The sequence below is a fragment of the Christensenella hongkongensis genome, assembly GCF_000981035.1.
Taxonomy (GTDB): domain Bacteria; phylum Bacillota; class Clostridia; order Christensenellales; family Christensenellaceae; genus Christensenella; species Christensenella hongkongensis.
On the sequence record NZ_LAYJ01000078.1, the window covers coordinates 148,421 to 172,243 of the forward strand.

A 23,823-nucleotide genomic window follows, 5' to 3' on the forward strand; every position below is an offset into this window, starting at 1 on the left:
GAAAAAGGGAACACATTAAAACAACTATTTTTCTAATATCAGCTAAAGACAGAAATTCCCGCCGCATTCATCATAAAAAGATAGATTGCGCAGGCAACAATCGCAAGGAGCATTCCAACGACCGCAAAAATATGCACCGTCTTTAGCATCGCCCCGCCAATCACCACCGCCAGAATCGCGAAGGCAAGTCCAAGCCACCACACGGTCGGCACAAAAATCAAAAAAGACAGCGCGCCAAACAATATGATTAAAAAGGACAGAATCTTATTTTTCAATGTTTTTCACCTCAATATTTTCAAACACCATTACATCGGCATACTTCAACGCCCGTTCTTCCTCCTCACCAGTACGCACCGTCCACGCAAAAATTGGGATACCTCTTTTCCGAAGGCGCTTTATGACCGGCATTTCCAGCCCGTCAAGCTCATAGTTGATGAAGTTTGGACGGCTGATGGCGTTCACAATTAAATGCTTAAGGGCCCGGCGTTTCCATTTTGGAAATTCGTCGGCATACTGCGAAAAGGTTGCGGAAAGTTGCCCCCTGAGAACGCCCGGCGCATTTTTACGAAACCACCGAACTGAGAACGGCGAGAATGACTGCACCGCATATTTGCCACGGTATGTACTGAGGGCTTCGAACAGCGCCATCTCAAGCTTTCCCGCCCTTCCGACATTTTTCAGTTCAATCAGCAACGGTACCTTTCCATCTACAGTGTCAAACACTTCCTGCAGGGTTGGTATACCGTGCTGCGTACCTGCAAGCCGCAGCGTTCTGAGCTCTTCGAGCGTCAAATCCTCTATTCTTCCGTCAAAGCCCGTCATCCGTTTGAGGCTTTCGTCATGAAATACAACCAAAACCTCATCCCGTGAAAGATGAACGTCAAGCTCGATGGCATATCCATGAGCAACCGCGTTTTGAAACGCGGCAAGGGAATTTTCCGGAAATTCCCCTGTATGCAGCCCGCGATGGGCATAAGCGTAATCCTCGAGCCATGACCGTACCGGCTTTCCCGCTGTCATAAAATAATAAAGAAACACGATCAGGCACAAAACCGCCGCAAGCAAAATAATCCAAAACATATCACATAACTCCTGATCATATTGTACCATACTTTTGATTTTATTTTTCAGAAAAGTTATAATAATAAAATACGCCTGTTTGCGTATATCGATCATGCGAGGTGAGACAAATGACAAATGCAGGACTGGTTCTGGAGGGCGGCGGAATGCGCGGCAGCTACACCGCCGGCGTTCTGGACGCATTTCTCGATATGGGAATCGAAATGAACGATATCATTGGCGTTTCTGCTGGAGCCGCAAACGCGATTTCTTATATATCCGGGCAGCACGGAAGAAACCTGGCTATCTACAACACCTGTATCAACAGGAAATACCTGAGCTTGTGGAATTTTATTACCACCGGCTCGTTTTTTGGTATGAAATATGTCTTTTACGAGGTGACGCGCAACATCATCCCCTTCGATTATGACGCGTTTTGTGATTCCAAACAAAAGCTGACGATTGTTGCGACAAACGTTGAGGATGGAACGCCCTTCTACCATCAGCTTAACGATCTCACCAACGATTCCGACATGAAGTACCTTTGCGCTACTGCGGCAATTCCCATGGCATCCACGATTGTAAAGGTGGACGGCCATAAACTCATGGACGGCGGAGCGAGTGATTCGATCCCAATCGAATATTCCATGAAAAAAGGAAACAGCAAAAATATAATTGTGCTTACGCGTTGCGAAGGCTTTCAGCAGCACAGGAGCAAAATGCCATGGTTCCCCTACGTGCGTTACCCTTCCCACAGGCAATTTGCACACACAATCGCAAACCGTTATGCGTATTATAACGAAAGCATTCAAATCGCTGAACGGCAGGAAAAAGAAGGAAAGGCAATTATCATCCGCCCCACAAAGCCCATCATTGCAGGACGGATGGAAAAAGATCCTGCGAAACTGACCGCACAGTATCACGTTGGCTATGACGATGCAATGGCGCAAAAGGAAAAACTCCTCGCATTTCTGCGGGGAGTTGAAAATGTGACCATCAAATAAAATGATTCGAAACTTCCTTATGCCTCGCCATATGTTGGATCGAGGCATTTTAATTCTTTGTAGGTATCGATCTCAATAATGTCGTCGAACGTGCATTCGCGGATGGCAACCTTAAAATCCCTGATATGATATTCAAGCGGTACCTGATCCCAGTACCGCTCTTTGCCGCCCGGCATCTCGTAAACCTGTTTTACGCATTCACCCAAACGTTTTCCGTCTTCGCCCGTCCAGTAGGATATTCCAAACATATGGTGGCAGTTCGTTCCGCCAATTCCAAGCTTCGTGATATATTTATGGTTACTGCTGTAAAAACACCAATCTTCCGTCTCCTTTACAGGCACGCCCAGATAATTGGAGGAATATTGATATTTCCGAATTATCTTCGGATTATACAACAACAAATCCGCTTCAAGTACATACGAATTTTCAAGCAGGTCGCGCGCATACATCACAGAAGAAATGTTGTTTGCCTCGTTATACACCGGATTTTCAATAAATTTGATCTGCGGATATTTGTATAGGAGCTGATCGAATTGCTCTGCAAGATATCCGCGCACAATATATATTTCTTCAATTCCCGCAGCAATAACGGCATCGATCAGCGTATCAATCAGCCTCGTGCCGTTTACCCGCACAAGCGGTTTTGGAGTGTTGAGCGTAATCGGTACGAGCCTTGAGCCAAATCCCGCAGCAATAAAAACAGCGCGTTTTACACGGTATGGTTCCAGCGCCAAAAGCCCTTCCTGAGTGATTTTCCCTTCCCGCGCATAGCCAAGGCTCTGTAACTGCGTCATCGTCTTATTAACCGTACCGAGCGCTTTCCCCAGCTTTTGCGCAAGCTCGCGCTGTGTGAGCACTTCTTTATTTTGTTCCAGGTCCGCCAATAGTTCAAATTGATTTTTTGTTAAATTCATGCCAGTTCCTTTTTCCTTAAATTTCGTTTATACAAGTTGATCCCGCCCTTTAAAAGAAGATTTACCGCAAGTATCAGCAGAGATACAAACGCCGCGCATTCCAGCATCATCTGCGCCTCAAACATTGTAATCATCAGCGATAAAGGCTGCGTACTGAGCGTTGAAAGAAACGACACCGCGGAAATCGTCATCATCGAATTCACAAAAAAGTAAGCGAACATTTCCGCAATCGTCGCTTTTGACTGCGGTATCAGGACATCCAGAATGATTCTTCCACGACTGATACCCAGCGTCGCTCCCACCGCTTCCAGATTCTGGTTCAGCTTTCCGAATGTATTATACATCATCAGGTAGGGCGAAGCAAAAAAGTGCATAATGTTGACCAGAATCAATATCGCAAGCGTGCCATAGATGGGAGTCCCATTGAAAAACATCATATAGGAGAGCCCAAGCACGAGTCCGGGTATTGCAAGCGTAATGATCGAAACAAGATGCAGCATCTTTGAAGATTTTGACGGCATACGCGCCGTCATATAGGCTGTAATATACGCGACGACCACGCCAAGCACTGCCACAAACGCTGAAATAATCAGTGAATTTGCAAGATATCGGTCTGCTCCGATTTCAAGCGTTCGCGTGATGTTATCAAGCGTCAGCGTCATATCGATCGGATACTTTGTTACGAAGGTTAACAGCGCAAACGCCGCAATCGGCAGCAGGATACACAGACTGACTGCCGTACAGGATACGTATGCAGTCGCGTCCCTTATTTTGTTCTTGATGATTCTGAACGGCCTCGTTACAAACGACAAATTTCCTTTGTTTTTATCCAGCAGGTCAATCAGGAAAGCCACAAACGCCGGAACAAGTAAAACAAGGCCGATTACACTTCCCTTTCCAAACTGCAGCAGACCTACTACATCCTGATACATCATAACCGGAAGCGTGGAAAACTGTCCTCCGACGGTAAGCGGCACGCCGTAATCTGTTATGATCAGCGTAAAAACTGCGAAAATTACGGAAATCATAGGTTTACGCAGGTATGGAAAGCCGATTGCACCAAATTGCCTGGCTTTTGATATTCCAAGCACACTCGCCGCTTCATAGGGCGTACTGTCCTCATATTTGAGCAAATCCAATATCATCAAAAACGCCACCGGGAACGAATACATGACGGAACCGATCACAATGCCCCAAAAGCCATATATGTTTCCTTCCAGATGAAGCAGATTCGTTATGACGCCGTTTGAGCCAAACAGCACGACAAGGCCCATGCCGTGTGAAATAGATGGAATCAGCATTGGCAATGTAAACAGAATGGTAAAGAGGCCTTTAAAACGTATTGCGGAACGTGCAATGAACCAGGCCAGTGCCGTTGCAAGTCCCACGGAAATCAGCGTGGAAACCGTTGACACCAAAAGCGAGTTTTGCATTGCGGTCAAAAAGGCTTCCGACGTGATAATGCCTGAAACATCCTCGCCTGCCATGGAAGACAGCATACGGATCAGCGGAAGCAGTACGGCTACAATAAAAAATGCCGCAAGCAAAAGATGAATACCATTGACGCCCTTCTTTGCAGTCTTCATTGCTTTGCCCTCGCAAATCCAATCAGGGAATCTATTTTAAGCTGTATATTATGGATGACAAAGCGCTCCACATAATCATTCGCCGGATGATCGATGATATTCCTTGGCGTATCGATCTGCTGTATCCTGCCGTCATTTAAAACCATGATACGGTCCGACATGGCAAACGCTTCCTCCTGGTCGTGCGTAATATAGATCATCGTTGAGCCAAACTGCTTTTGAATACTCTTCAGCTCTGCGCGAAGGGAAAGCCGCGTATCCACATCCAGCGCGGACATGGGCTCGTCGAATAAAATAACGTCCGGATTGAGCGCCAGTGTACGAGCAATCGCGACACGCTGCTGCTGTCCTCCTGAAAGCTTGTGCGGGCGTTTCGCGCTGTGCTCTTTCAGGCCAACCTGTTCGATCAGGCGCTCTGCGATCTCACGTGATTGCCCTTTCAATTCAGGATTCCTTTTCAGCGCGTATTCCACATTGCCCAGTACCGTCATATTTTCAAACAGCGCATAATTCTGGAATACGATTCCCATGCCCCTTTTTGCAGGAGCAAACCCTGTGATATCCACTCCATCCTTTTTGATCGTTCCCTTGCTTGCCTGCTCAAGTCCGATCAAAATACGCAGTATCGTCGTTTTACCACAGCCGGACGGGCCGAGGATCGATAAAAATTCTCCCTCGTTAACGGTAAAGCTTATATTGCGCAATACCTCGTTTGTCCCAAATTCCTTTGAAATTCCTTCAATGACCAGTTTTTCTTTCCCCATCAGTATACCCACTTTTCCAGCAAACGCTCTTTCTCCGCTTTTGTATCGTTACTCATATCCGCGTACTGAATGTCCTGCGGATATCCCTCCACCTTGAAATCAACATCCTTATAAATTTTTTCCGGGAAGAATTTCTCTTTATCCTCCGCTATCAGCGTACTATCCAGAAATTCGAAAACATCCCGCACGCATTGACGGTCCTGTTTTCCTTCTACCATTGCGGCGCCGTATCTCGAATATGGCGAGCCTTCCTTGAAAAATTTGATTTTTAACTTTGCACCGTTGTTGTTTTCCATGACTGCCTGGCTTGTCATCGCAAGGCCGATCGCCGCTTCGCCCTGCACAAGCGCGTTTACGGGCCCCGATCCGGATGAAGTGAATTGCAGTATGTTTTTGGAGAGCGCGTCAAAATACGCAAACGCTTTCTCCTCTCCCCATACGTTCACGAGGCTTTTTAAAAACATATATCCGGTTCCCGATGATTTTGGATTTGGCATTGAAATGAGCCCCTTATATTCCGGTTTGATCAAATCTTCATAGCTTTCCGGCTCGGGCAGCCCATGTTTTTCCAGTATTTCAGTATTGATTGCGATACATCCACCATTCCTGCATTCAGGTATTACGCGATGGTTTTCATCGAGCATATCTTCCATGTAACGCGAGGTGTCATAGCCTGAAAGGTCGGCAAGTACGTCTTTGAGCTTTTCCACATATCCATATTCAAGATCGTAAGAAATATCGCATTCCGATCTTTCGCCCTCGACAAGAAGCTTTGCAGCCTGGTTTCCGGTAGGCATATATCCTACGATAATATCATACTGCGGAAACTCCTCCCGCAGCCTTTTCTGGATGTATTCATTGCGGTACATTTCCGCACTCGAATAAATGACCACTGTGTTATCGCTCTTCCCCATACAACCCGTCATGGAAAAAAGCATTACAACCAGCAAAAGAACAGCGAAAAACCGCTTCATACCCATTTCTCCACTTACCTACTTTTTACATGTTTCTTATATTTTACAATCATAGCATTAAATATGAACGCAGTCAATTACAAAAAAGCCTGTTTTACATAATATACATCTTTCATTTTGTTCATTTATCAGCGATATTGTTCCATAAATATAACAAAAAGCGACTCTCCATAATAAGAGCCGCTTCTCTGTATCGTCATTATTTTCCCTGCTTTTGCTCCTGCTGCATCTTCAGGTTCTCAAAAGCGCTGTAGATCATCAGCTTGATCCTGTTGAGCTGGTTGACCTCCGACGCTCCAGGATCGTAATCCACCGCGACTATATTTGCCTGCGGATACGTATTCCTGATGCCGCGGATCATCCCTTTGCCCACAACGTGATTTGGCAGGCAGGCAAACGGCTGGACGCAGATGATGTTCGGCGCGCCCTCCTCGATCAGGTGGAGCATTTCCGCAGTCAAAAACCATCCTTCACCCGTACAGTTGCCGCAGGAAATCATCTGCTCGGACTGCTCCGCCAAATGGCGTATATCAGGATATGGCGTATAGTACTTGCTCTTCCTGAGCGCGCGCTGGATGGGATTGCGGAACCAGTTGACCAGCCAGATGCCAAACATGGACGCCTTATACACCCCTTTGGATTTTCCCATTTCCTCGTATTTAAACTTACAGCTGTACAAACTATACGTGAAAAATTCCATCAACGCGGGCATCACGGCTTCGCCACCTTCCCGCTCGATGACCTCAATGGCATGGTTGTTGGCGTCCGGATGGTATTTTACCAGAATTTCGCCGACAATACCTACCTTAGGCTTCACCTCATTTGTGCGCTCGATCGCTTCAAAATCCTTTACCATCTGTTTTGCCGCCTTGCGGTAGCCAAAATATCGCGTATGTTCCACAATATCCTGTACTTTTCCAACCCACTTATCAAAGAGCGCATCCGTTTCGCCTTTATTTTTTTCATACGGCCTGGTTGCAAGAAGCAGCTTCTGCAAGAGGTCTCCCAGCGGAATTGCAAGAAGCAGGCGCATCGCGAGCCCCGGCGTAAAACGAAACCCAGGATTTTTCTCCAGGCCGGAGAAGTTAATGGATACCACGACCACCTGCGGGAACCCCGCTTCCTTAAGCGCTTTCCGTAAAAACGCAAGGTAATTGGACGCACGGCAGCCACCGCCCGTCTGCGTGAGCATAATGACCGTATTGTCCGGATCAAGCTTTCCCGTCAGAAACGCATTCACGAGCTGCCCTACAACGATAATCGTCGGATAGCACGCGTCGTTGTTGACATACTTCAGTCCCACGTCGATATCTTCCTTGGTTACCTCTGTGAGCACCGTGAAGTTGTATCCTGTCGGATCAAACGCCTGTTTTAAGAACTGGAACTGCAAAGGCGCCATCTGCGGGCAGACAATCGTTCCCTTTTCCCGCATTTCCCTGGTAAAAATGCGCCGCTTCCAGACCGCATTTTTATGCTCTGTTTCCTGTCTTGGATGCTCCGCTTCTTCTTCCTTCTTCTCTTTGAGGGCAGCAATCAATGAGCGGAGCCTGATTTTTGCCGCGCCCAGGTTGCTGATCTCGTCAATCTTCAGCACCGTATAAATCTTTCCGGCAGCCTCAATGATCTCGTGCACCTGATCTGTCGTAATCGCGTCAAGTCCGCACCCAAATGAATTGAGCTGCACCATCTGCAGGCAGTCATATTTGCCCACTGCCGCCGCCGCTTCATAAAGCCTCGTATGGAACGCCCATTGATCCATGACGCGGATCGGACGCTCCAAGTGCCCCAGATGGGCCACGCTGTCTTCCGTCAATACCGCAAGCCCATAGCTTGTAATAAGCGACGGAATCCCATGGTTTATCTCCGCATCCACGTGATACGGCCTTCCTGCAAGCACGATGCCCGTATTTCCTGTCTCCTGAAGCCATTTGATCGTCTTTTCGCCTTGCTCGCGCATATCCTGTTTGAAGCGGTCAAGCGCCTCATAGGCAGCGTCAGAGGCTTCCTGCGCCTGCTGCTCTGTTATGCCGTATTTTCCAAATTCCTTCATGATCTTTGCCGGCATAAACTCCCGCTCATCAAGAGCCACAAAGAAATTAATAAATTCAATTTCACGTTCCTTCAGCACATCCATGTTGCTCTTGATTACCTCTGGATAAGATGTGACAACCGGACAATTATAGTGATTGTTAGAATCCCCAAATTCCTTGCGTTCAAAGGGAATACAGGGATAGAATATTTTCGCTACGCCTTTTTCCGCGAGGTTTTCAATATGCCCGTGAATAAGCTTTGCAGGATAGCAGACCGTATCGGATGAAATCGTCTCCATTCCTTTTTCAAACATCGAATGGCTCGAAGGATCGGAAAGAACCACGCGAAAGCCAAGTTTTGTAAACATCGCATGCCAGAAAGGATAATTTTCATAAATATTGAGTGCGCGTGGAATCCCTATCGTACCATTGGGCGCATCTTTTTCATCAAGGGACTTGTAATCAAATACCCTCTTTAATTTGTAATCATAAAGATTCGGCAGATCGTTCTTTTTCATCATGCCGCTGCCCTTCTCACAACGGTTCCCGGAAATAAATTTCCTGCCGTCGTCAAAGGTCGTTATCGTAAGCATACAACGGTTTTCGCATTTCCCACAACGTGCAAAGCTGCCTTTATAATTGAAAGCCGCAAGCTCTTCTACGGTCAATATGGAGCTCTTCCTGCCGCGCATTTCCTTTCTTGCAAGGAGCGCAGCGCCAAACGCGCCCATAAGCTCGGCGATATCAGGGCGCACAACATCCCGTCCCAGTTCAAGCTCAAACGTGCGCAGGATCGCATTGTTTTTAAAGGTCCCCCCCTGCACTACGATATTCTTCCCAAGGTCTGCCGGATCTTTCACCTTGATAACTTTATACAGGGCATTTTTCACGACCGAATAGGAAAGCCCCGCAGAAATATCTCCAACTGTTGCGCCTTCCTTTTGCGCCTGTTTAACGCGGCTGTTCATGAACACCGTGCAACGCGTACCGAGGTCTACAGGGTTTTTTGCTTTCAGCGCTTCCTGAGCAAAATCCTGAATGGGTATACTCAGGTTTTGCGCAAACGTCTGTAAAAAGCTTCCGCAACCGGAGGAGCATGCTTCATTGAGCATAATACCGTCCACAACACCGTTTTTGATACGCAGGCATTTCATATCCTGTCCGCCGATATCAATGATAAGATCAACATCCGGGTTAAAGAATTCCGCAGCCTTATAATGCGCCATCGTTTCGATCTCTCCAAGATCAAGCTTCAGCGCTTCCTTGATGATCGCCTCTCCATAGCCTGTAACGCAAGCGCCTGCAATATAAGCCTTTTCCGGCAGCTTACTGTAAATATCCCGTACAATCTGAACCGCCGAATCAAGCGGATTGCCTTCATTGGAATGGTAATGGGAATACAAAAGCCTGCTTTCCCCATCGATTAAGACAGCTTTGATGGTCGTGCTGCCTGCGTCCATACCAAGAAAACACTCGCCCTGCGCCTGCGAAAGCTCCGCTCTTTGCACATTTTTTTGTGCATGGCGCTTTACGAACTCATCATAGTCCTGCTGCGATGCAAAGAGCGACTGCAGCCGGCGCGTCTCATGCTCGCCTTCCCCAGCCGTTTGCAGCATTTCCGGCAAATCCTTAAGTTTAAACTTTCTTCCTTCCGCCATAAGCGCCGCACCCATTGCAACAAACAAATGGGAATTTTCCGGATGGATAATTGCCTCGTCATGCAAATTGAGCGTTTCGATAAATCGCTTCCGCAGCTCGGTCAGGTAATGCAGTGGTCCGCCCAGAAAGGCTACATTTCCCCTGATTGGCCTGCCGCAGGCAAGGCCTGAAATGGTCTGGTTCACCACAGACTGAAATATTGACGCAGCAATATCCTCCTTTGCAGCGCCTTCGTTGATCAGCGGCTGAACATCTGTTTTTGCAAATACGCCGCAACGGGCCGCAATCGGATAGATTGTATTGTAGGTTTTTGCGTATTCGTTCAGGCCCATCGGATCCATATTCAGAAGCGTGGACATCTGGTCGATAAACGCGCCCGTTCCTCCCGCACATGTACCGTTCATACGTTGCTCGAGGGAGGGTTTCATATAAGTAATCTTTGCATCCTCGCCGCCAAGCTCGAGTACAACATCAGCCTGCGGAATGAATTCCTGCGTGGCTTTTGCCCCTGCCACAACCTCCTGCGTAAAGGGAAGCCCCAATAAATTCGCAACCGAAAGGCCGCCTGAGCCGGTAACGGCAGACGTCACTTCATATTCTCCACATTCTTCTGCTATTTCTTTGAATAAATTTAATAATTCCCCGCGCACATCCGAAAAATGTCTTCTGTAGCGCTCAAATAATATATTTTTGTTATCATCGATCAATACAAGCTTGATCGTCGTAGAGCCTATATCCAAACCTAACTTATAACCTGCCATACTAACCTCCTGCTGACAAAATATTATAGCAAATATATGTGAACTATACAAGAACATAAAAAAGAACGGACACTGTTTTAAGCGTCCGTTCCCGTATTTTTGTTTTACTTTTTAATGTTACAGGACTCGTTTCCCGCAGATAAATCTGCTCTGGAACCAGGAACCCATGTTTCTGACAACGATTTGTCCGGAACCTGACGAAGCGTCTACGATCTGTCCTCCGCCAAGGTAGATACCAACGTGACCGGACACGCATACGATATCACCGCGCTGGAGGTTATCCCAGCTTACCGAGGTGTAACCAGAACTTGCCCAACCGCCGGAGGTCATGTACCCGATACCATTACCACTCTGCTTGAGCGCATAGTATACGAATCCAGAGCAGTCAAACGAATCCGGGCCTTTTCCGCCAAGCACATACGGCTTGCCAACCTGAGCCATAGCCGCGTCAATAAACGCTTCTACATCACCAGGATTTGCCGAAGGAGCACTTCCGCCGCCAGAGGAACCTGACGAACTGCTTCCGCCGGAAGAGGAACTATTGCCCTTATTTCCGCTTGAGCTGTTGCCCTTATTGCCAGAAGAACTGTTTTCCTTCTTGCTCTCTTCTTCTTTTTTCTTATCTTCTGCCTTCTTCTCCTCAGCCGGTTCAGCATTATCAGAGAAAAGCATCTCTTTTGTCTGGTTGCCAACGCTGCCGTCATCCGTAAGTCCGTTCATGCGCTGGAAATATTTCACTGCCTTTTCCGTATCCTCGCCAAAGTAACCAGTAACGCTCACAGAATATCCAAGTTGCTGCAGCCTGTCCTGAATTTTCGATACATCGTCACCTTCAGCTCCAAGAGCTGCCGTGTATTCTTTCGCCGAGTCAGAGAAGATAGCCGCCTGTGTAGCCGGGCCTGCAGCTCCGTCTACATCAAGACCGTTTTTACGCTGGAATGCCTGAACCGCCATCAGTGTAGCCGGGCCAAAGAAATCGGTCGGCTGATCCTGAGACATATAATGGAGCTCCATCAGTCTTTCCTGCAGCGCAGGTACCGACGGATCATTCATTCCTGCCGTCAATGTCACATATTGTGGAGTCGGTTCCGGAGTCGGCTCCGGTTCCGTTGTGGCTTCCGCTACAGTTGCATCCTCTGCCGCCGGAGTCACTGCTTCCGTCATATCAGTAAGCTCGGGAGCTGGCGTTGCCGCAGCTGCTGAAGGAGCTGCCTTCTGCACTGGCTCTGCAACCGGCTCTACAACTGCCTCCGGCTCATTCTGCGCAGCTGGTACGCCCGTATCGCCGTTCGCAGCCATAACCATTACCGGTACCATAATTGCCACAGTGGCGATCGCTACAACTACAGTAAAACGTTTCCGGTTTACTCTTCTTGTAGCATATCTGCGCGTTTTACGCGGTGCGGCCTGCATCACAACCGATGCCCTGCCCGTCCGTGATGCCCTTACCGGATGAATACCGACGCTGCCACGCCTGTGGGTACTTTTTCTGGTTACTGTCCTCATGTTAGAAAAGCCGCTTTTCATACTCGCAAGCTTGTTTTTCATGGTTTTTACCGTTTTAGAAAAACTTTTCTTAACATTAGATATAATATGGTTCATATTAATCTCCTCTGTTTTTTCGTTCTAAACAGGTTTTACCCATTTTTATAACTTTGATCATTATACATCCTTTTTCTTGTCTTGTAAATAGTTTCGTAATAATTTATTAACAGATTTTTCAAAAAGGATGGTCATTTGCGGTTGTTTCCCACCGGGCACGCCGCCATACAGATTCCGCAGACCGCTCCCCTTCCAATTTTTTGGAAGGCCTTTTTCATATACCGGCTGCACTTTTCAGCGTCGATGATATCGCAAAGCGGCGTATCGATACTCCACTCTGTTCCTACGAGCGCGCCGGACGGACACCGCTTCACGCAGCTCCCGCAATTTGTACATGGATTTTGTATAACCCCGCTTTCCTCCACCGGATAATCCGTCATCACCGTTCCAAGGCGCACGCCGCAGCCATATTCGCGTGTGACCAGAAGGTCGTTTTGGCCGATCCCTCCAAGCCCGCACAAAACCGCCGCAGCCTTATGGGAAAGCATTCCGCGCAGGCCGTCATCGCTCACAGACTGTGAAGCGGGTACATATACGGCTGCGTAGCCTTCCCGCTCAAGCGCAAGCACTAACGTGAAGGACACATGATCGATATACGCGTTACACGTACGGTAATGGTGAAAATAAGCTTTATCCGGTCCGTGTTTGCGAATCCCTTCAATAATTATGCGCGGAAGCGGCAGTGCAAAAGAAATTACGTTACGCAGCCCGGGATAGACTTCCATTCCCTGTGGCAGACGCGCTGTTCCGTATAACGGGACAAGCTTTTCATCCAATATTTGCCGATAGTCCATTCTATTGTTTTTTCTTTTTTGTCGTAACCTTATTTACAATCAATACGACAATACAGATTGCCGCCATGACTACAAAAATCGAAACCATTCCCTGCCACATCAGCTGCAGCGAAGCACCAACTACATCCATAATAATCCTCCTTTACAGAAGCGCGGGCACGAGCCCTAAAATTACGCCGCCCGCGATGACCGAAGCGATCTGTCCTGAAACATTCGCCCCCACCGCAAACATCAACAGGTGGTTTTGGTTATTTGCTTCAAGACCCATTTTTTGTACAACCCGTGCCGACATCGGAAACGCCGATATGCCCGCCGCGCCAATCATCGGATTCAGTTTATTTTTCTTGCTGAACAAATTGATCAGTTTTGCAAACATCACGCCCGCAATCGTATCGAAGAAGAATGCAATCAGGCCGAGCGCCATAATCATAAGCGTCTGTATATTGACAAAATTTTCCGCCTTCATCGTCGAAGCGATTGTAATTCCCAGCAGCAGCGTAATCAGGTTTACAAGAACCTTCTGCGCCGTATCGGAAAGTGAATCGAGCACGCCGCATTCACGAAGCAGGTTGCCAAACATCAGGAAGCCTACAAGCGCGATAGAAGCCGGAGCCACGAGTCCCGCAATCATCGTGACCACAATCGGGAATAAGATTTTTGCAATCTTGGGGATATCTCCCCCGTCGTACTTCATTTCGATTGCCCGTTCCTTCTTTGTCGTTACGAGCTTGATCGCAAGGGGCTGTATGATCGGCACGAGCGCCATATACGAATAGGCCGCAACCGCGATCGCTCCCATATACTGGCTGCCAAGCACCTGCGATACCAGTATAGACGTAGGGCCGTCCGCAGCGCCAATGATGCCGACCGAAGCAGCGTCTGTAAGCGAAAATCCCATTCCCGCGGCAGCAAGGATCGTAAAAAAGATACCAAACTGTGCCGCAGCGCCAAAAAACAGCAGCTTGGGATTCTTAAGAAGCGGTCCAAAATCAATCATTGCGCCGATTCCAATAAACAGCAACAGCGGCATCGCCTCACTGGCGTTGATCCCAACGCTGAACAGCCAGTCAATAATACCCTGAACCGGCCCTACTCCTGCCATCACCTGGTCAACTGCACCGGAAAATGGAATATTTACTAAAATTGCGCCGAATCCAATCGGTAATAATAACGCCGGTTCCAGTTTTTTTGAGATTGCAAGGTAAATGAGGACAATTCCAACAATAAACATCACAACCTGCTGCCATGTGAGAGCCATAAAACCTTCTACTAGAAAATCCATCGCTTTCTCCTTATATTGTTTTTACATACAAAATTTAGTATATCATTCTATCAATTCAATGAAAATACATTTTAGAAACATTTTATATGTTGTTTGGCCTTTTTCCTGTTTATCTTATTGATAGATTTGTATATAATTATATAATCATTTGTTCCGTGAGAAAACCATTTTGATTACTATTTTGGAGGAATCGGCATGAAAGTCGTCGCGTTTAACGGAAGCCCGCACAAAAAAGGAAATACTTACCAAGGCCTTCTCATCGTATGTGATGCACTGGAAAAGCATGGGATCGATACCCAAATCATACAGTTGGGAGGCAGGCTTCTGCAGGGCTGTATCGACTGCCGGCACTGCCGAAATATCAATGACCGCCGCTGTGGAATTGCATCGGATGATATGAACGCGCTGATAGAAAGCGCACTTGACGCTGACGGCCTGCTGATCGGTTCGCCTGTTTTTTATGGAAATATAACACCTGAAACCAAATGCCTGATCGACAGGCTTGGACGCGTCGCACGCAGCAATGGTTACCTGTTGAAACGAAAACCTGCAGCAGCAGTGGTCACAGCGCGCAGAAACGGCGGAGCGTTTGCTTTTTCAGCAATCAACTATTTATTTCATGCAAACCAGATGATCGTACCCTGCTCTTCAAACTGGAACTATGTGATGGCCGGTGAGCCCGGCGAATGGCAAAATGACGTCGAAGGCATTGAAACCCTTACCAATTTGGGCGAAAATATGGCATGGCTTATACAAAAGCTATCAGACTGAACGTATTGCTTCACAAATAAGATGTTTGTCAACCTGCGCACCCCTATTGGGACTAATTCCGGTGCGCGAAAGGGTCTGCAATGCTGCGATCCATGAATTATTACAGCAAATAACGCAAATGGCTCTATACAAAATGTATAGAGCCATTTCTTATTTTCTGTTATTCTTTGCCTGCAAGCGCGCACAGCCAGCCGCGCCCTTCATCAAGCTCTATTTTCACGCTGGAATACCCTGCCCCCGCCAGCAGTTGTTCCAGCTCTTTGGGCGTATTATTGTGCATTCCCAGCACATCTACAATACGCTTTTGTTCCTCGTCCTGCCCTTCATGGGTATACATCTCGGCAACGATTACAAATGTGCCGCCCGGTTTTAAGACGCGCCATATTTCGGCAAAGTCATGCGGCAGATCCGGCCAGAAATAATAGCTTTCCACCGTTGTGACCACGTCAAACATATCGTCCGGGAACGGAAGCTCGGACACACTGCCGTGGAGTATCTCCATCTTACCGCTTGCCACATCTCCTTTGTTTTCTTTTGCCGCGACCTCTACAGAAGTTTCGGAATAATCGATCCCATAGAGCTTTCCGCTTTTCACGCGGTTCGAAAGCATCTTAAGCGCATTCCCGCCTCCGCACCCAACATCGAGCACGATAGCGTCATCTTTCATATCGATATGCGAAAATGCCCATTCCGTAAGCGCCGCATGGCTTTCATTCATGCGGCTAAGCGTCTCTTCTCCAAGCTTCCCCTGTGGCATTTTACAATTTTGCAATACGTTATCCGGCGTTTTCATTTTTTATTCGATTTCATCCTCAGTTGGTGATCCAGCACACGTTTCCTAATCCGCAGGCTTTCAGGAGTTACCTCCAGGAGCTCGTCTTCCCCTAAAAATTCAAGCATCTCTTCCATGCTCATATTCTTCGGCGGAACCAGCCTCAGCGCATCGTCGCTTCCCGACGCGCGGACGTTGGATGCGTGTTTTTTCTTGCATACATTGACCACAAGGTCTTCGTTTTTGGGAGAGCTGCCTACAACCATCCCCATATAAACCGGGACGCCGGCCCCAATAAAGAGCGTTCCGCGCTCCTGTGCGTTATATAGTCCGTATGTAACCGCGTCGCCTGTTTCAAAGGCAATGAGCGATCCCACGCTGCGCTTTTCGATTTCTCCCTTATACGGTTCATATCCGTCAAATACGGTATTGAGAATTCCTTCGCCGCGCGTGTCTGTCAGGAATTCTCCACGGTATCCAAACAAGCCGCGTGCAGGTATCTTAAATTCGATTCTCATTCGCTCGCCCTGCGGCGTCATGTGAATCATCTCCGATTTGCGCGAACCGAGCTTTTCGATCACAGCCCCTACGCTCTCTGCCGGTACATCCACAAGCAAACGCTCGATTGGCTCGCACATGTGCCCGTCGATCGTCTTATATAACACTTTAGGCGGCGAAACCTGGAATTCATATCCCTCGCGGCGCATTGTTTCAATCAGGATCGAAAGGTGCATTTCACCGCGCCCAAGCACACGGAACGCCTCCGCTTTATCCGTCTCATGCACACCCAGAGATACGTCCTTACGCAGCTCTGACATCAGGCGGTCGCGCAGGTGCCGCGATGTGACAAACTTCCCTTCCCTGCCCGCAAAGGGGCTGTCATTTACGGAAAAGGTCATTTCCACCGTCGGCTCCGATATCTTAACAAATGGAATCGGCTCGAATTCATACGGCGCACATACCGTATTACCGATATTCACCGTGTCAAGACCGGAAAACGCAACAATATCGCCCGCTTTCGCCTCGGGGACGGCAACACGCTTAAGCCCGTCGTATTGATAGATTGCCGTCACTTTTCCATTTGTGCACAAATCCTCGACATGGAAGTCGCACAGGGACACTTCCTGCCCTGTTTTAATCGTCCCACGCTCGATGCGCCCTACGGCGATCCTTCCGACATAATCATTGTAGTCAATAGAGGACACAAGCATTTGAAGCGGCGCATCCGGATCGCCCTGGGGTGCGGGAATATAATCCAAAATCGTATCAAACAGCGGCTTTAAATCTGTCCCGGGTGCATTGGGATCCATCGTCGCCGTTCCCTCGCGTCCCGAGCAATAAACGATTGGACTGTCAAGCTGTTCGTTTGTAGCGTCAAGCTCCAAAAGCAGCTCCAAAACTTCGTCTCCCACGTCATTGAGACGCGCGTCCGGGCGATCCATTTTATTGATCACAATAATCACCCTGTGGTTAAGTTCCAGAGCCTTCTGCAATACAAAACGCGTCTGCGGCATCGGCCCTTCGAAGGAATCCACCAAAAGCACAACGCCGTTGACCATTTTAAGTACGCGTTCTACTTCCCCGCCAAAATCCGCATGGCCGGGTGTATCCACAATATTTATTTTTACATCCTTATAATAAGTAGCCGTATTCTTAGCAAGGATCGTGATGCCGCGTTCCCGTTCGAGGTCGCCGGAATCCATTACACGGTCTGCAACCACCTGATTGTCGCGGAAGCTCCCCCCCTGCTTGAGCATCTCATCCACAAGCGTTGTTTTTCCATGGTCTACGTGCGCGATAATCGCGATATTTCTCAAATCTTCTCTAACCAATTCTATTCTCCCTTTCTTTTCAAACAATTTATTATATACCAAAAAGGGCTTTAAATCAAGGAAAATCGCGGTTTGACAGGATGATGTATAATAGAAACGAAGGAATTGATTCAATAAGGAGTTTTTTATGGAGCTTTTATCGCCTGCGGGTAATTTTGACAGTCTCATTGCAGCAGTCCAGAACGGCGCAGACGCGGTGTATGTCGGCGCACAAAATTTCAGCGCGCGCAACCTTGCGGATAATTTTTCCGATCTTTCCAAAGCCGCATCATATGCCCATGCCTCCAGCGTTAAGCTTTATCTTGCGCTCAATACGCTTGTGCGCGACCGGGAAATAAAACCCTGGCTCAAGACAGCGCAGGCCGCCGCAGACGCGGGCGTCGATGCTTTTATCCTGCAGGACCTTGGCTGCGCGATGCTTCTCAAATCGCTATGCCCTTCCATTCCCCTGCACGCGAGCACTCAGATGACCGCACACAACGCGGATCATGTCAGGCGCCTGCAGGAATTGGGATTTGAACGCATTATCCTCTCCCGCGAGCTTTCTTTTTCTGAAATCTACGCTATCAGCAGCCGCACCGGTGCGGAGCTTGAAATTTTTGTTCACGGCGCGCTATGCACCTGTTACTCAGGCCAGTGCCTGATGAGCAGTATATTTGGAGGAAGAAGCGCCAACCGCGGCCTGTGCGCGCAGCCCTGCCGCCTGGATTACCGGGCGGGCGATAAATCCGGAAGGCTTTTGAGTACAAGGGACTTATGTCTTATCGATCATATATTCAGGATCAGGCAGGCCGGAATCGCCAGTATCAAAATTGAAGGACGCATGAAGCCTGCCGGGTATGTCGGCACGGTTACGCGTATCTACCGCAAGGCACTGGACGGCGGGCAAATCACAAAGCAGGATAAGGAAGACCTGCTGCGCGCATACAGCCGCCGCGGGTTTACAAACCTGCCGTTTACCGGCAATATGAAAACAACCGCTCCAATCTCCATGCCCCTTCCCACCCCGCCTGTCAAAAAGGATAATTGTTTTGATGCTTATAAACCTCTCAAAAAGGGAAAACGGAAAAAGCCGCGCAAACTCGCCGCACAGGTGCAAAACCTGTCGCAGGCAAAGGCAGTGCTGCCGCTTGTGGACATTCTCTACATTCCCATTGATGCAAAATGGGCCGTAGAGCTGAAGCAAATGCAAAAAGAAGGCTCACCGCAGCTTATCGGCGTACATCCATTGATTTCACATGAAGGCGAACAGACAGGTTTTGACGCTTCCCTCTTTGACGGCGAATTGTTTGGAACGCTTACCAAAACAAACGCCGAACACAAAATTTCCGACGCTTCCCTGCACGTGACAAACGGCGAAACGCTTAAAACGCTGCGGTCTCTTGGCTTTGAACGCGCGACGGTGAGTGTTGAGCTCAACGCCGCGCAGATCACCGACCTTCCGGATGTAATGCCTACTGAGATGATTGCCTACGGACGGCTGACGCTCATGACGACCATGCACTGCCCACTGCATTGTGACAAAAAAAATTGCCGCGTTGCTTCCGGCAGGGAATTGCTTACCGACCGTATGGGAAAACGCTTTCCGCTCCGCAAAACCGGAAGCGGTTGCCGGGTTGAAATCCTAAACAGCGCGCCAATTTACATGGCCGACAGGCTTTCACAGGTAAGCGCGAATGTAATACGGCTTCTGTTTACCATCGAAACTCCTCAGGAATGCGTTAAAATCACCCGGGAATACCGTGACGCGATGGCAGGAAAGCCTGTTTCCCCTCCCAGTGATTTCACGCGCGGGCATTTCACGCGCGGCGTGAAATAAGCAATGCTATATAAAAGAAAAACCTCCTGTTCAGGAGGTTTTTTTATTTATTCAAATTGTCCGTTTTTCCATTGTTCAAACTTTGTGTTGATTACAGCCTCAACCTTATCGTAGTTTTCCCAGCTGTCTTCGTGCAGGTATACCGCAAATTCACTGTCAGTATCCTCGCCAGACAGGACCTGCGCATAGTCGTCCACATATGCGGAATCATAGTAATCGCTGGTAAATTCAAGGGCCTCGTCCGTCATCAGATCCTCCAGCAGCGTTTCATCAAAACACTCCATCAGCATGTCCCTGCCCGACATATCGCGATTTTTCACCCGTTCAAATTCATCTGAAAAATCATCATACCATTCTTTTTGGATCATTTCATTGTTCACAAGCCACGCAAGATACATTCCAATATGCGTCCCCGCATTTTCGTATGGGATGCTGTCCGGAAAAGTTACTGCGTGCCAATCCATTTTATCAAATGCCATTGAAACACCCCCTGTATTTATTCACATCATACCTTACGCTATGGCATATTTCAATACTTCTTTCCAAAGTTAACAATTTATTATCAAATCGCTTCCCGTCCGTCCTTTTTGGACTTCTATCGTCGCTTCAATATTTTCTTTCAGGAGCTCGACATGGGATATAATTCCCACGAGCCTAGAGCCCCCGCGTACGCTTGCCAGAACGTCAAGCGCATTTTCGATCGAAGCCGGATCAAGCGATCCAAAGCCTTCGTCAATAAACATCGCATCAATATGGATTCCCCCGCTCTGCGCCTGTACCACAGTAGAGAGCCCCAAAGAAAGCGCCAGTGCAACCAGAAACTTTTCCCCACCGGAAAGGCTTCCCACGCCGCGCCGCTCCCCTGAATACGCGTCAAAAACCTCGAGGTCAAGCCCTGCCCGTCTGGTTCGTCCAACTCCTTCAAGCGTACGGAAAAGCTGGTAGCGCCCGTCGTGCACTCTTGAAAGCAGCGTATTTGCCTCCCGTGTGATCGCGGTCAGCATCACCCCCAGTACATACCGCTGCAAGCTTACGCCATTCGAGCCGCGCAGCAATCGTGAAAACTGGTCAAGCTCCACATATTCTTCCGTCCTTTTACGCAGGGATTTCTCCTGTTTTTCGAGTCGCGATACAGCTTGCTGCATCATTTCAAGCCGCGCCTTTGTTTGGGCAGCCTTCGCATCCGCCGCCTTCCTGTATTCCTCTTTTTCCTTAAGCTCTTTTTTCAATACGTCAGTTTCAGGCCTCTTAATTCCTTCCAGTTTTTCTTCCAATGTTTTTATCCGGCTCTGCACCAGCTCGTATTCTATTTTATACTGCTGTATTTTTTCCCTTGCCGCTGCAATTTCCTGCTCTGTCATGCAGCTGCTCCTGAACTGCTCATCCGTCTGGAATCCCCTCTTTAAACATCCCTGTTTGAAGTCTTCCATTGCTTCTTCGAATGCCAGCTTCGCCTTTTCAAGCTCTCCCGCAAACAATTCGCAGGACGCTTCCGATGTTTTGAGCGCACTGTATGCTGCTTCGGCTTCTTCCAGAACGGAAGCAAGCTGCTTACGCCCTGCCTTTCGTTGCCTGCCGCCCACGGCACCCTGCCCAAATTTTTTCAGCCCGTTCCCGCACACCTGCATATCCTGCGCGATTGCAAAAAGCTCCTTGTCAAGCTGCGCCAGCTGTTGCTGCAAATTCTTCACCTGCTGCTCCGCCGCCTCCACCTCCTGCGCAGTTGCTTTTATATCCGATTGCGCCGCCGGTTTTGGATGATGCGTACTTCCGCAAACAGGACACGGTTTTTCTTCCTCAAGCTCCCCTGCCAGCATATAAGCCGCGTCGTTCACATATGCCGTAAACAGCCTCCGGTACTCCTGCTCCTGTTTTTTGATTTCATTCTTAAGGCCCTGCTCTTTTTCCCTGAGCAGGCTTTCCTCCGTTTGGATTGCGGCGTAAATCCCCCTTAGGTTCTCTACGCATTCCGACACTGCTTTTCGGCTTTCCTCCGCCTTCCTTTGCGCGTCAGAAAGCATTTTTTCACGTTCCTGCATTTGTTTTTGCAAAGCCGAGGCTTCTTTCCTTCGTGGCAAAAGCTGCGCTGCGCTCTGCGCGCGCCTGCATTTTTCCTCCAGCTCCGCAGCCTCCTTCGCCTGTGCTTCAACCGTCTTTTTCTTTGCGAGCACCCGCTCCCATTCGTCAAACAGTTCCTGTACTGCCAATGCGTTTTGCAAAGCATTTTGAACCGCTTTTTCTGCCAGCTCTGCCGATCCGCTGTCTGCTTCCTGCTCCTCAAGCTCCTTTTGTTTCTGCGCGGTCAATTCCTCCAGCTCTTCGCGGGATGTGCATCCAAACTGCTCCAAAACTGTTTTTACTGTTTGTGCCTCCGCTTCCTTTTCACGCTTTAAGCGCAGCGCCTGCTCCGCCAGCCACTCCGTAATCTCACTCCACCGTTCCGCCTTGAACAGCGTCACTAAAATTTCCTCCTTGGCTGCGGAATCCGCAACCAGAAGCTGTTCAAATTTACCCTGGGGCAATAAAATAATCTGCCGGAACTGCTCATAGCTGAGCCCTAATATTTCCTCCGCCTTTTGGCGTACGTTTCTCAGTCCCGGATTTTCAAAATACGGCTCGTACTCACCCTCATCGTTCATAAAAAACGCGCTCTGATAAGCCTGCAATTCTTTTTCTCCGCTTCGCTTGACGTGTACGCGTACTCCGCGCGTGAAGCGATAACGTTTGCCGTTTACCTGAAAGGCAAAGCTTACCTGCGTATCCTGATCCTCTGCTGCAAAATTGCTGCGCATAGCGGTAATATCCCCGCGCCCTCCGCCGCTGCTTTCTCCAAAGAGTGCATAGGTCATCGCGTCGAGAACTGTTGTTTTTCCCGCCCCTGTCTTTCCATGAATCAGGAAAAGCCCCGCTTTGCGAAAATCGCGGAAATTGATCTCCTGCTTTTTTACATAAGGGCCAAACGCTTCGAATGTCAAAACCTCCGGCATCATTGCGCGTCACCTCCCTTTTTTGCGAAAAGCGCCTTTCGGAACCAGCTTAATTGATTTTCCGACGGCTCTTCCCCTCCGGTAAACTCACTGTAAAACATTTTCATGATCTCTTCCGGATGCAGGCTTACGGTTTCGTCCACGGTAAGCGTTGTTTCATCATTACCATCAGAAAGCTGTTTTCCTGCAAACGAAAGCAGATTTCTGTAAAAGTTACGAAATGTGTTGATAATCTCCATATGCGCATATTCGTCGGTCAGCTCTATTTTGACGTAGTCCTCCCTGCGCGGATCGTTTTGTGCAAAGTCCAGTATCTCTTCATAGGCTCCCTTGATTACCCGCACATCATGACACATCTCAAGAGGTACCTCCCGATACGAAAAATCCTCCGTGTCGATTACTGTCACGCTTTTTTGCGCGTTCGCTTCCCCAAAGGAATATTTGACGGGCGCGCCGCTGTAGCGCACGCCTTTTGCAACATCCTGCGCGCGGTGCAGATGCCCCAGCGCCACGTAATCAAATCCCTGAAAGGCATCCCAGCCTACCATATTCGCGCCGCCAACCATAGCGGAATGATCGCTGTCCGAAACCTGCGCGCCTGTCACAAAACAGTGTGCTACAAGAACATTTTTTCCCTTTTCCTTTTTTTCATTCTCCATCAATACACGCATCGCCGCATCATAGCTTTTTATTTCTTCGTCCGGATACAGGAACCGAACCTCTTCGATTGAAAAAAACGGAAGCAAATGGAACGCCGTATCTTTGATCAGAACAGTTTTGAGTCCATCCCTGACACTGCCTGCAATATAAAGACCTGCTTTTTCAAGAAGCGCGCCGCACGATGCAAGACGCGCAGCGCCGTCGTGGTTGCCGGCGCAAACCAGTACGGGAACTTTTTTTTCAATGCAAAGCTGTGTCATTGCTTCATTATATAGAGCGATCGCGTCTGCATTGGATACGGCGTTATCAAACACATCTCCAGCAACGATCACCACATCGATTTTTTCCTCGTCCACGATTTCCAGTAGCCTTCCAATAAAATGGCGTTGCTCTTCAAGCAAAGAGGTATTATTGAGGCTAAGGCCCAGATGCCAGTCCGATGTATGTAATATCCGCATTGCGTTTCCTCCATTTACAGCATAGTAACAATATGATTATCATATCATATTTCATTTTTAAATTGTATGGACCGGCCAGATTATTTAAGCCCCTG

General features: G+C 48.4%; 19 protein-coding genes. 3 read left to right on the plus strand and 16 right to left on the minus strand.

Annotation, left to right across the window (positions count from 1 at the left end; translation table 11 throughout):
* Positions 1 to 38: 38 nt before the first annotated feature.
* On the minus strand, positions 39 to 275 hold the full coding sequence (locus CHK_RS05785; protein WP_046443076.1) for a hypothetical protein: 237 nt from the start codon (positions 273 to 275) through the stop codon (positions 39 to 41).
* Positions 265 to 1,080: a glycerophosphodiester phosphodiesterase gene (locus CHK_RS05790; RefSeq protein ID WP_052740393.1), complete on the minus strand. Its 816-nt coding sequence runs from the start codon at positions 1,078 to 1,080 to the stop codon at positions 265 to 267. Before CHK_RS05790 ends, CHK_RS05785 begins: the two co-directional genes overlap by 11 nt.
* 110 nt (positions 1,081 to 1,190) lie before the next feature.
* On the opposite strand from CHK_RS05790, the gene CHK_RS05795 reads away from it, so the two are divergent.
* Complete coding sequence (locus CHK_RS05795; RefSeq protein WP_046443077.1) at positions 1,191 to 2,063, plus strand: patatin-like phospholipase family protein; 873 nt, start codon at positions 1,191 to 1,193, stop codon at positions 2,061 to 2,063.
* A gap of 17 nt (positions 2,064 to 2,080) precedes the next feature.
* Here the strand turns inward: CHK_RS05795 and CHK_RS05800 are convergent, their stop codons facing one another.
* The 9 genes from CHK_RS05800 to CHK_RS05835 all read right to left on the minus strand — a co-directional run bounded on the left by CHK_RS05800 (position 2,081) and on the right by CHK_RS05835 (position 14,429).
* Positions 2,081 to 2,977: a sugar phosphate nucleotidyltransferase gene (locus CHK_RS05800; RefSeq protein ID WP_046443078.1), complete on the minus strand. Its 897-nt coding sequence runs from the start codon at positions 2,975 to 2,977 to the stop codon at positions 2,081 to 2,083.
* A complete protein-coding gene (locus CHK_RS05805; RefSeq protein ID WP_046443079.1) occupies positions 2,974 to 4,563 on the minus strand; it encodes an ABC transporter permease subunit in 1,590 nt (529 codons plus the stop codon). The genes CHK_RS05800 and CHK_RS05805 overlap by 4 nt, the downstream gene beginning before the upstream one ends.
* On the minus strand, positions 4,560 to 5,327 hold the full coding sequence (locus tag CHK_RS05810; RefSeq protein WP_046443080.1) for an ABC transporter ATP-binding protein: 768 nt from the start codon (positions 5,325 to 5,327) through the stop codon (positions 4,560 to 4,562). Before CHK_RS05810 ends, CHK_RS05805 begins: the two co-directional genes overlap by 4 nt.
* Positions 5,327 to 6,301, minus strand: a complete 975-nt coding sequence (locus tag CHK_RS05815; RefSeq protein WP_046443081.1) for an extracellular solute-binding protein — start codon at positions 6,299 to 6,301, stop codon at positions 5,327 to 5,329. Before CHK_RS05815 ends, CHK_RS05810 begins: the two co-directional genes overlap by 1 nt.
* Positions 6,302 to 6,500: 199 nt before the next feature.
* Complete coding sequence (locus tag CHK_RS05820; RefSeq protein WP_046443082.1) at positions 6,501 to 10,751, minus strand: 2-hydroxyacyl-CoA dehydratase; 4,251 nt, start codon at positions 10,749 to 10,751, stop codon at positions 6,501 to 6,503.
* A gap of 117 nt (positions 10,752 to 10,868) precedes the next feature.
* Positions 10,869 to 12,257: a C40 family peptidase gene (locus CHK_RS15620; protein ID WP_160295599.1), complete on the minus strand. Its 1,389-nt coding sequence runs from the start codon at positions 12,255 to 12,257 to the stop codon at positions 10,869 to 10,871.
* A gap of 227 nt (positions 12,258 to 12,484) precedes the next feature.
* Positions 12,485 to 13,147 carry a 4Fe-4S double cluster binding domain-containing protein gene (locus CHK_RS05830; RefSeq protein ID WP_046443083.1) on the minus strand — a complete coding sequence of 221 codons (663 nt, stop codon included), beginning with the start codon at positions 13,145 to 13,147 and terminating at the stop codon, positions 12,485 to 12,487.
* A gap of 1 nt (position 13,148) precedes the next feature.
* On the minus strand, positions 13,149 to 13,277 hold the full coding sequence (locus CHK_RS16995) for a hypothetical protein (protein ID WP_268872442.1): 129 nt from the start codon (positions 13,275 to 13,277) through the stop codon (positions 13,149 to 13,151).
* Positions 13,278 to 13,289: 12 nt separating this feature from the next.
* Complete coding sequence (locus tag CHK_RS05835) at positions 13,290 to 14,429, minus strand: sodium ion-translocating decarboxylase subunit beta (RefSeq protein ID WP_046443084.1); 1,140 nt, start codon at positions 14,427 to 14,429, stop codon at positions 13,290 to 13,292.
* Between the two features lie 195 nt (positions 14,430 to 14,624).
* Here CHK_RS05835 and CHK_RS05840 point away from each other — a divergent pair, with 195 nt between their 5' ends.
* Positions 14,625 to 15,200 (plus strand): flavodoxin family protein, encoded by a 576-nt coding sequence (locus CHK_RS05840; RefSeq protein WP_046443085.1) that lies wholly within the window; start codon positions 14,625 to 14,627, stop codon positions 15,198 to 15,200.
* Between the two features lie 160 nt (positions 15,201 to 15,360).
* Here CHK_RS05840 and CHK_RS05845 read toward each other — a convergent pair whose 3' ends face one another.
* The gene (locus tag CHK_RS05845) at positions 15,361 to 15,993 is read right to left on the minus strand and encodes a class I SAM-dependent methyltransferase (protein WP_046443086.1); all 633 of its coding nucleotides are present in this window, start codon (positions 15,991 to 15,993) and stop codon (positions 15,361 to 15,363) included.
* Positions 15,990 to 17,804, minus strand: a complete 1,815-nt coding sequence (gene typA, locus CHK_RS05850; RefSeq protein WP_046443087.1) for a translational GTPase TypA — start codon at positions 17,802 to 17,804, stop codon at positions 15,990 to 15,992. The genes CHK_RS05845 and typA overlap by 4 nt, the downstream gene beginning before the upstream one ends.
* A gap of 127 nt (positions 17,805 to 17,931) precedes the next feature.
* Here typA and CHK_RS15625 point away from each other — a divergent pair, with 127 nt between their 5' ends.
* Positions 17,932 to 19,623: a U32 family peptidase gene (locus CHK_RS15625; protein ID WP_052740401.1), complete on the plus strand. Its 1,692-nt coding sequence runs from the start codon at positions 17,932 to 17,934 to the stop codon at positions 19,621 to 19,623.
* A gap of 47 nt (positions 19,624 to 19,670) precedes the next feature.
* On the opposite strand, the gene CHK_RS05860 is transcribed toward CHK_RS15625, so the two are convergent.
* From CHK_RS05860 to CHK_RS05870, 3 genes are all read right to left on the minus strand, one after another.
* Positions 19,671 to 20,102: a DUF7832 domain-containing protein gene (locus CHK_RS05860; RefSeq protein WP_046443088.1), complete on the minus strand. Its 432-nt coding sequence runs from the start codon at positions 20,100 to 20,102 to the stop codon at positions 19,671 to 19,673.
* A gap of 69 nt (positions 20,103 to 20,171) precedes the next feature.
* A complete protein-coding gene (locus CHK_RS05865) occupies positions 20,172 to 22,613 on the minus strand; it encodes an AAA family ATPase (protein ID WP_046443089.1) in 2,442 nt (813 codons plus the stop codon).
* Positions 22,610 to 23,728, minus strand: coding sequence for an exonuclease SbcCD subunit D (locus CHK_RS05870; protein ID WP_046443090.1), 1,119 nt, complete (start codon positions 23,726 to 23,728; stop codon positions 22,610 to 22,612). The genes CHK_RS05865 and CHK_RS05870 overlap by 4 nt, the downstream gene beginning before the upstream one ends.
* Positions 23,729 to 23,823 lie beyond the last annotated feature (95 nt).

Bases quoted from the DNA above. Each gene is read 5' to 3' on its own strand.
- CHK_RS05840 (WP_046443085.1), top strand. From the start codon at position 14,625: ATGAAAGTCGTCGCGTTTAACGGAAGCCCGCACAAAAAAGGAAATACT.
- CHK_RS05865 (WP_046443089.1), bottom strand. From the start codon at position 22,613: ATGATGCCGGAGGTTTTGACATTCGAAGCGTTTGGCCCTTATGTAAAA.
- CHK_RS15625 (WP_052740401.1), top strand. From the start codon at position 17,932: ATGGAGCTTTTATCGCCTGCGGGTAATTTTGACAGTCTCATTGCAGCA.
- CHK_RS05820 (WP_046443082.1), bottom strand. From the start codon at position 10,751: ATGGCAGGTTATAAGTTAGGTTTGGATATAGGCTCTACGACGATCAAG.
- CHK_RS05795 (WP_046443077.1), top strand. From the start codon at position 1,191: ATGACAAATGCAGGACTGGTTCTGGAGGGCGGCGGAATGCGCGGCAGC.
- CHK_RS16995 (WP_268872442.1), bottom strand. From the start codon at position 13,277: ATGGATGTAGTTGGTGCTTCGCTGCAGCTGATGTGGCAGGGAATGGTT.
- CHK_RS05845 (WP_046443086.1), bottom strand. From the start codon at position 15,993: ATGAAAACGCCGGATAACGTATTGCAAAATTGTAAAATGCCACAGGGG.
- CHK_RS15620 (WP_160295599.1), bottom strand. From the start codon at position 12,257: ATGAGGACAGTAACCAGAAAAAGTACCCACAGGCGTGGCAGCGTCGGT.
- CHK_RS05870 (WP_046443090.1), bottom strand. From the start codon at position 23,728: ATGCGGATATTACATACATCGGACTGGCATCTGGGCCTTAGCCTCAAT.
- CHK_RS05810 (WP_046443080.1), bottom strand. From the start codon at position 5,327: ATGGGGAAAGAAAAACTGGTCATTGAAGGAATTTCAAAGGAATTTGGG.
- CHK_RS05790 (WP_052740393.1), bottom strand. From the start codon at position 1,080: ATGTTTTGGATTATTTTGCTTGCGGCGGTTTTGTGCCTGATCGTGTTT.
- CHK_RS05860 (WP_046443088.1), bottom strand. From the start codon at position 20,102: ATGGCATTTGATAAAATGGATTGGCACGCAGTAACTTTTCCGGACAGC.
- CHK_RS05830 (WP_046443083.1), bottom strand. From the start codon at position 13,147: ATGGACTATCGGCAAATATTGGATGAAAAGCTTGTCCCGTTATACGGA.
- CHK_RS05815 (WP_046443081.1), bottom strand. From the start codon at position 6,301: ATGAAGCGGTTTTTCGCTGTTCTTTTGCTGGTTGTAATGCTTTTTTCC.
- CHK_RS05805 (WP_046443079.1), bottom strand. From the start codon at position 4,563: ATGAAGACTGCAAAGAAGGGCGTCAATGGTATTCATCTTTTGCTTGCG.
- CHK_RS05800 (WP_046443078.1), bottom strand. From the start codon at position 2,977: ATGAATTTAACAAAAAATCAATTTGAACTATTGGCGGACCTGGAACAA.
- CHK_RS05835 (WP_046443084.1), bottom strand. From the start codon at position 14,429: ATGGATTTTCTAGTAGAAGGTTTTATGGCTCTCACATGGCAGCAGGTT.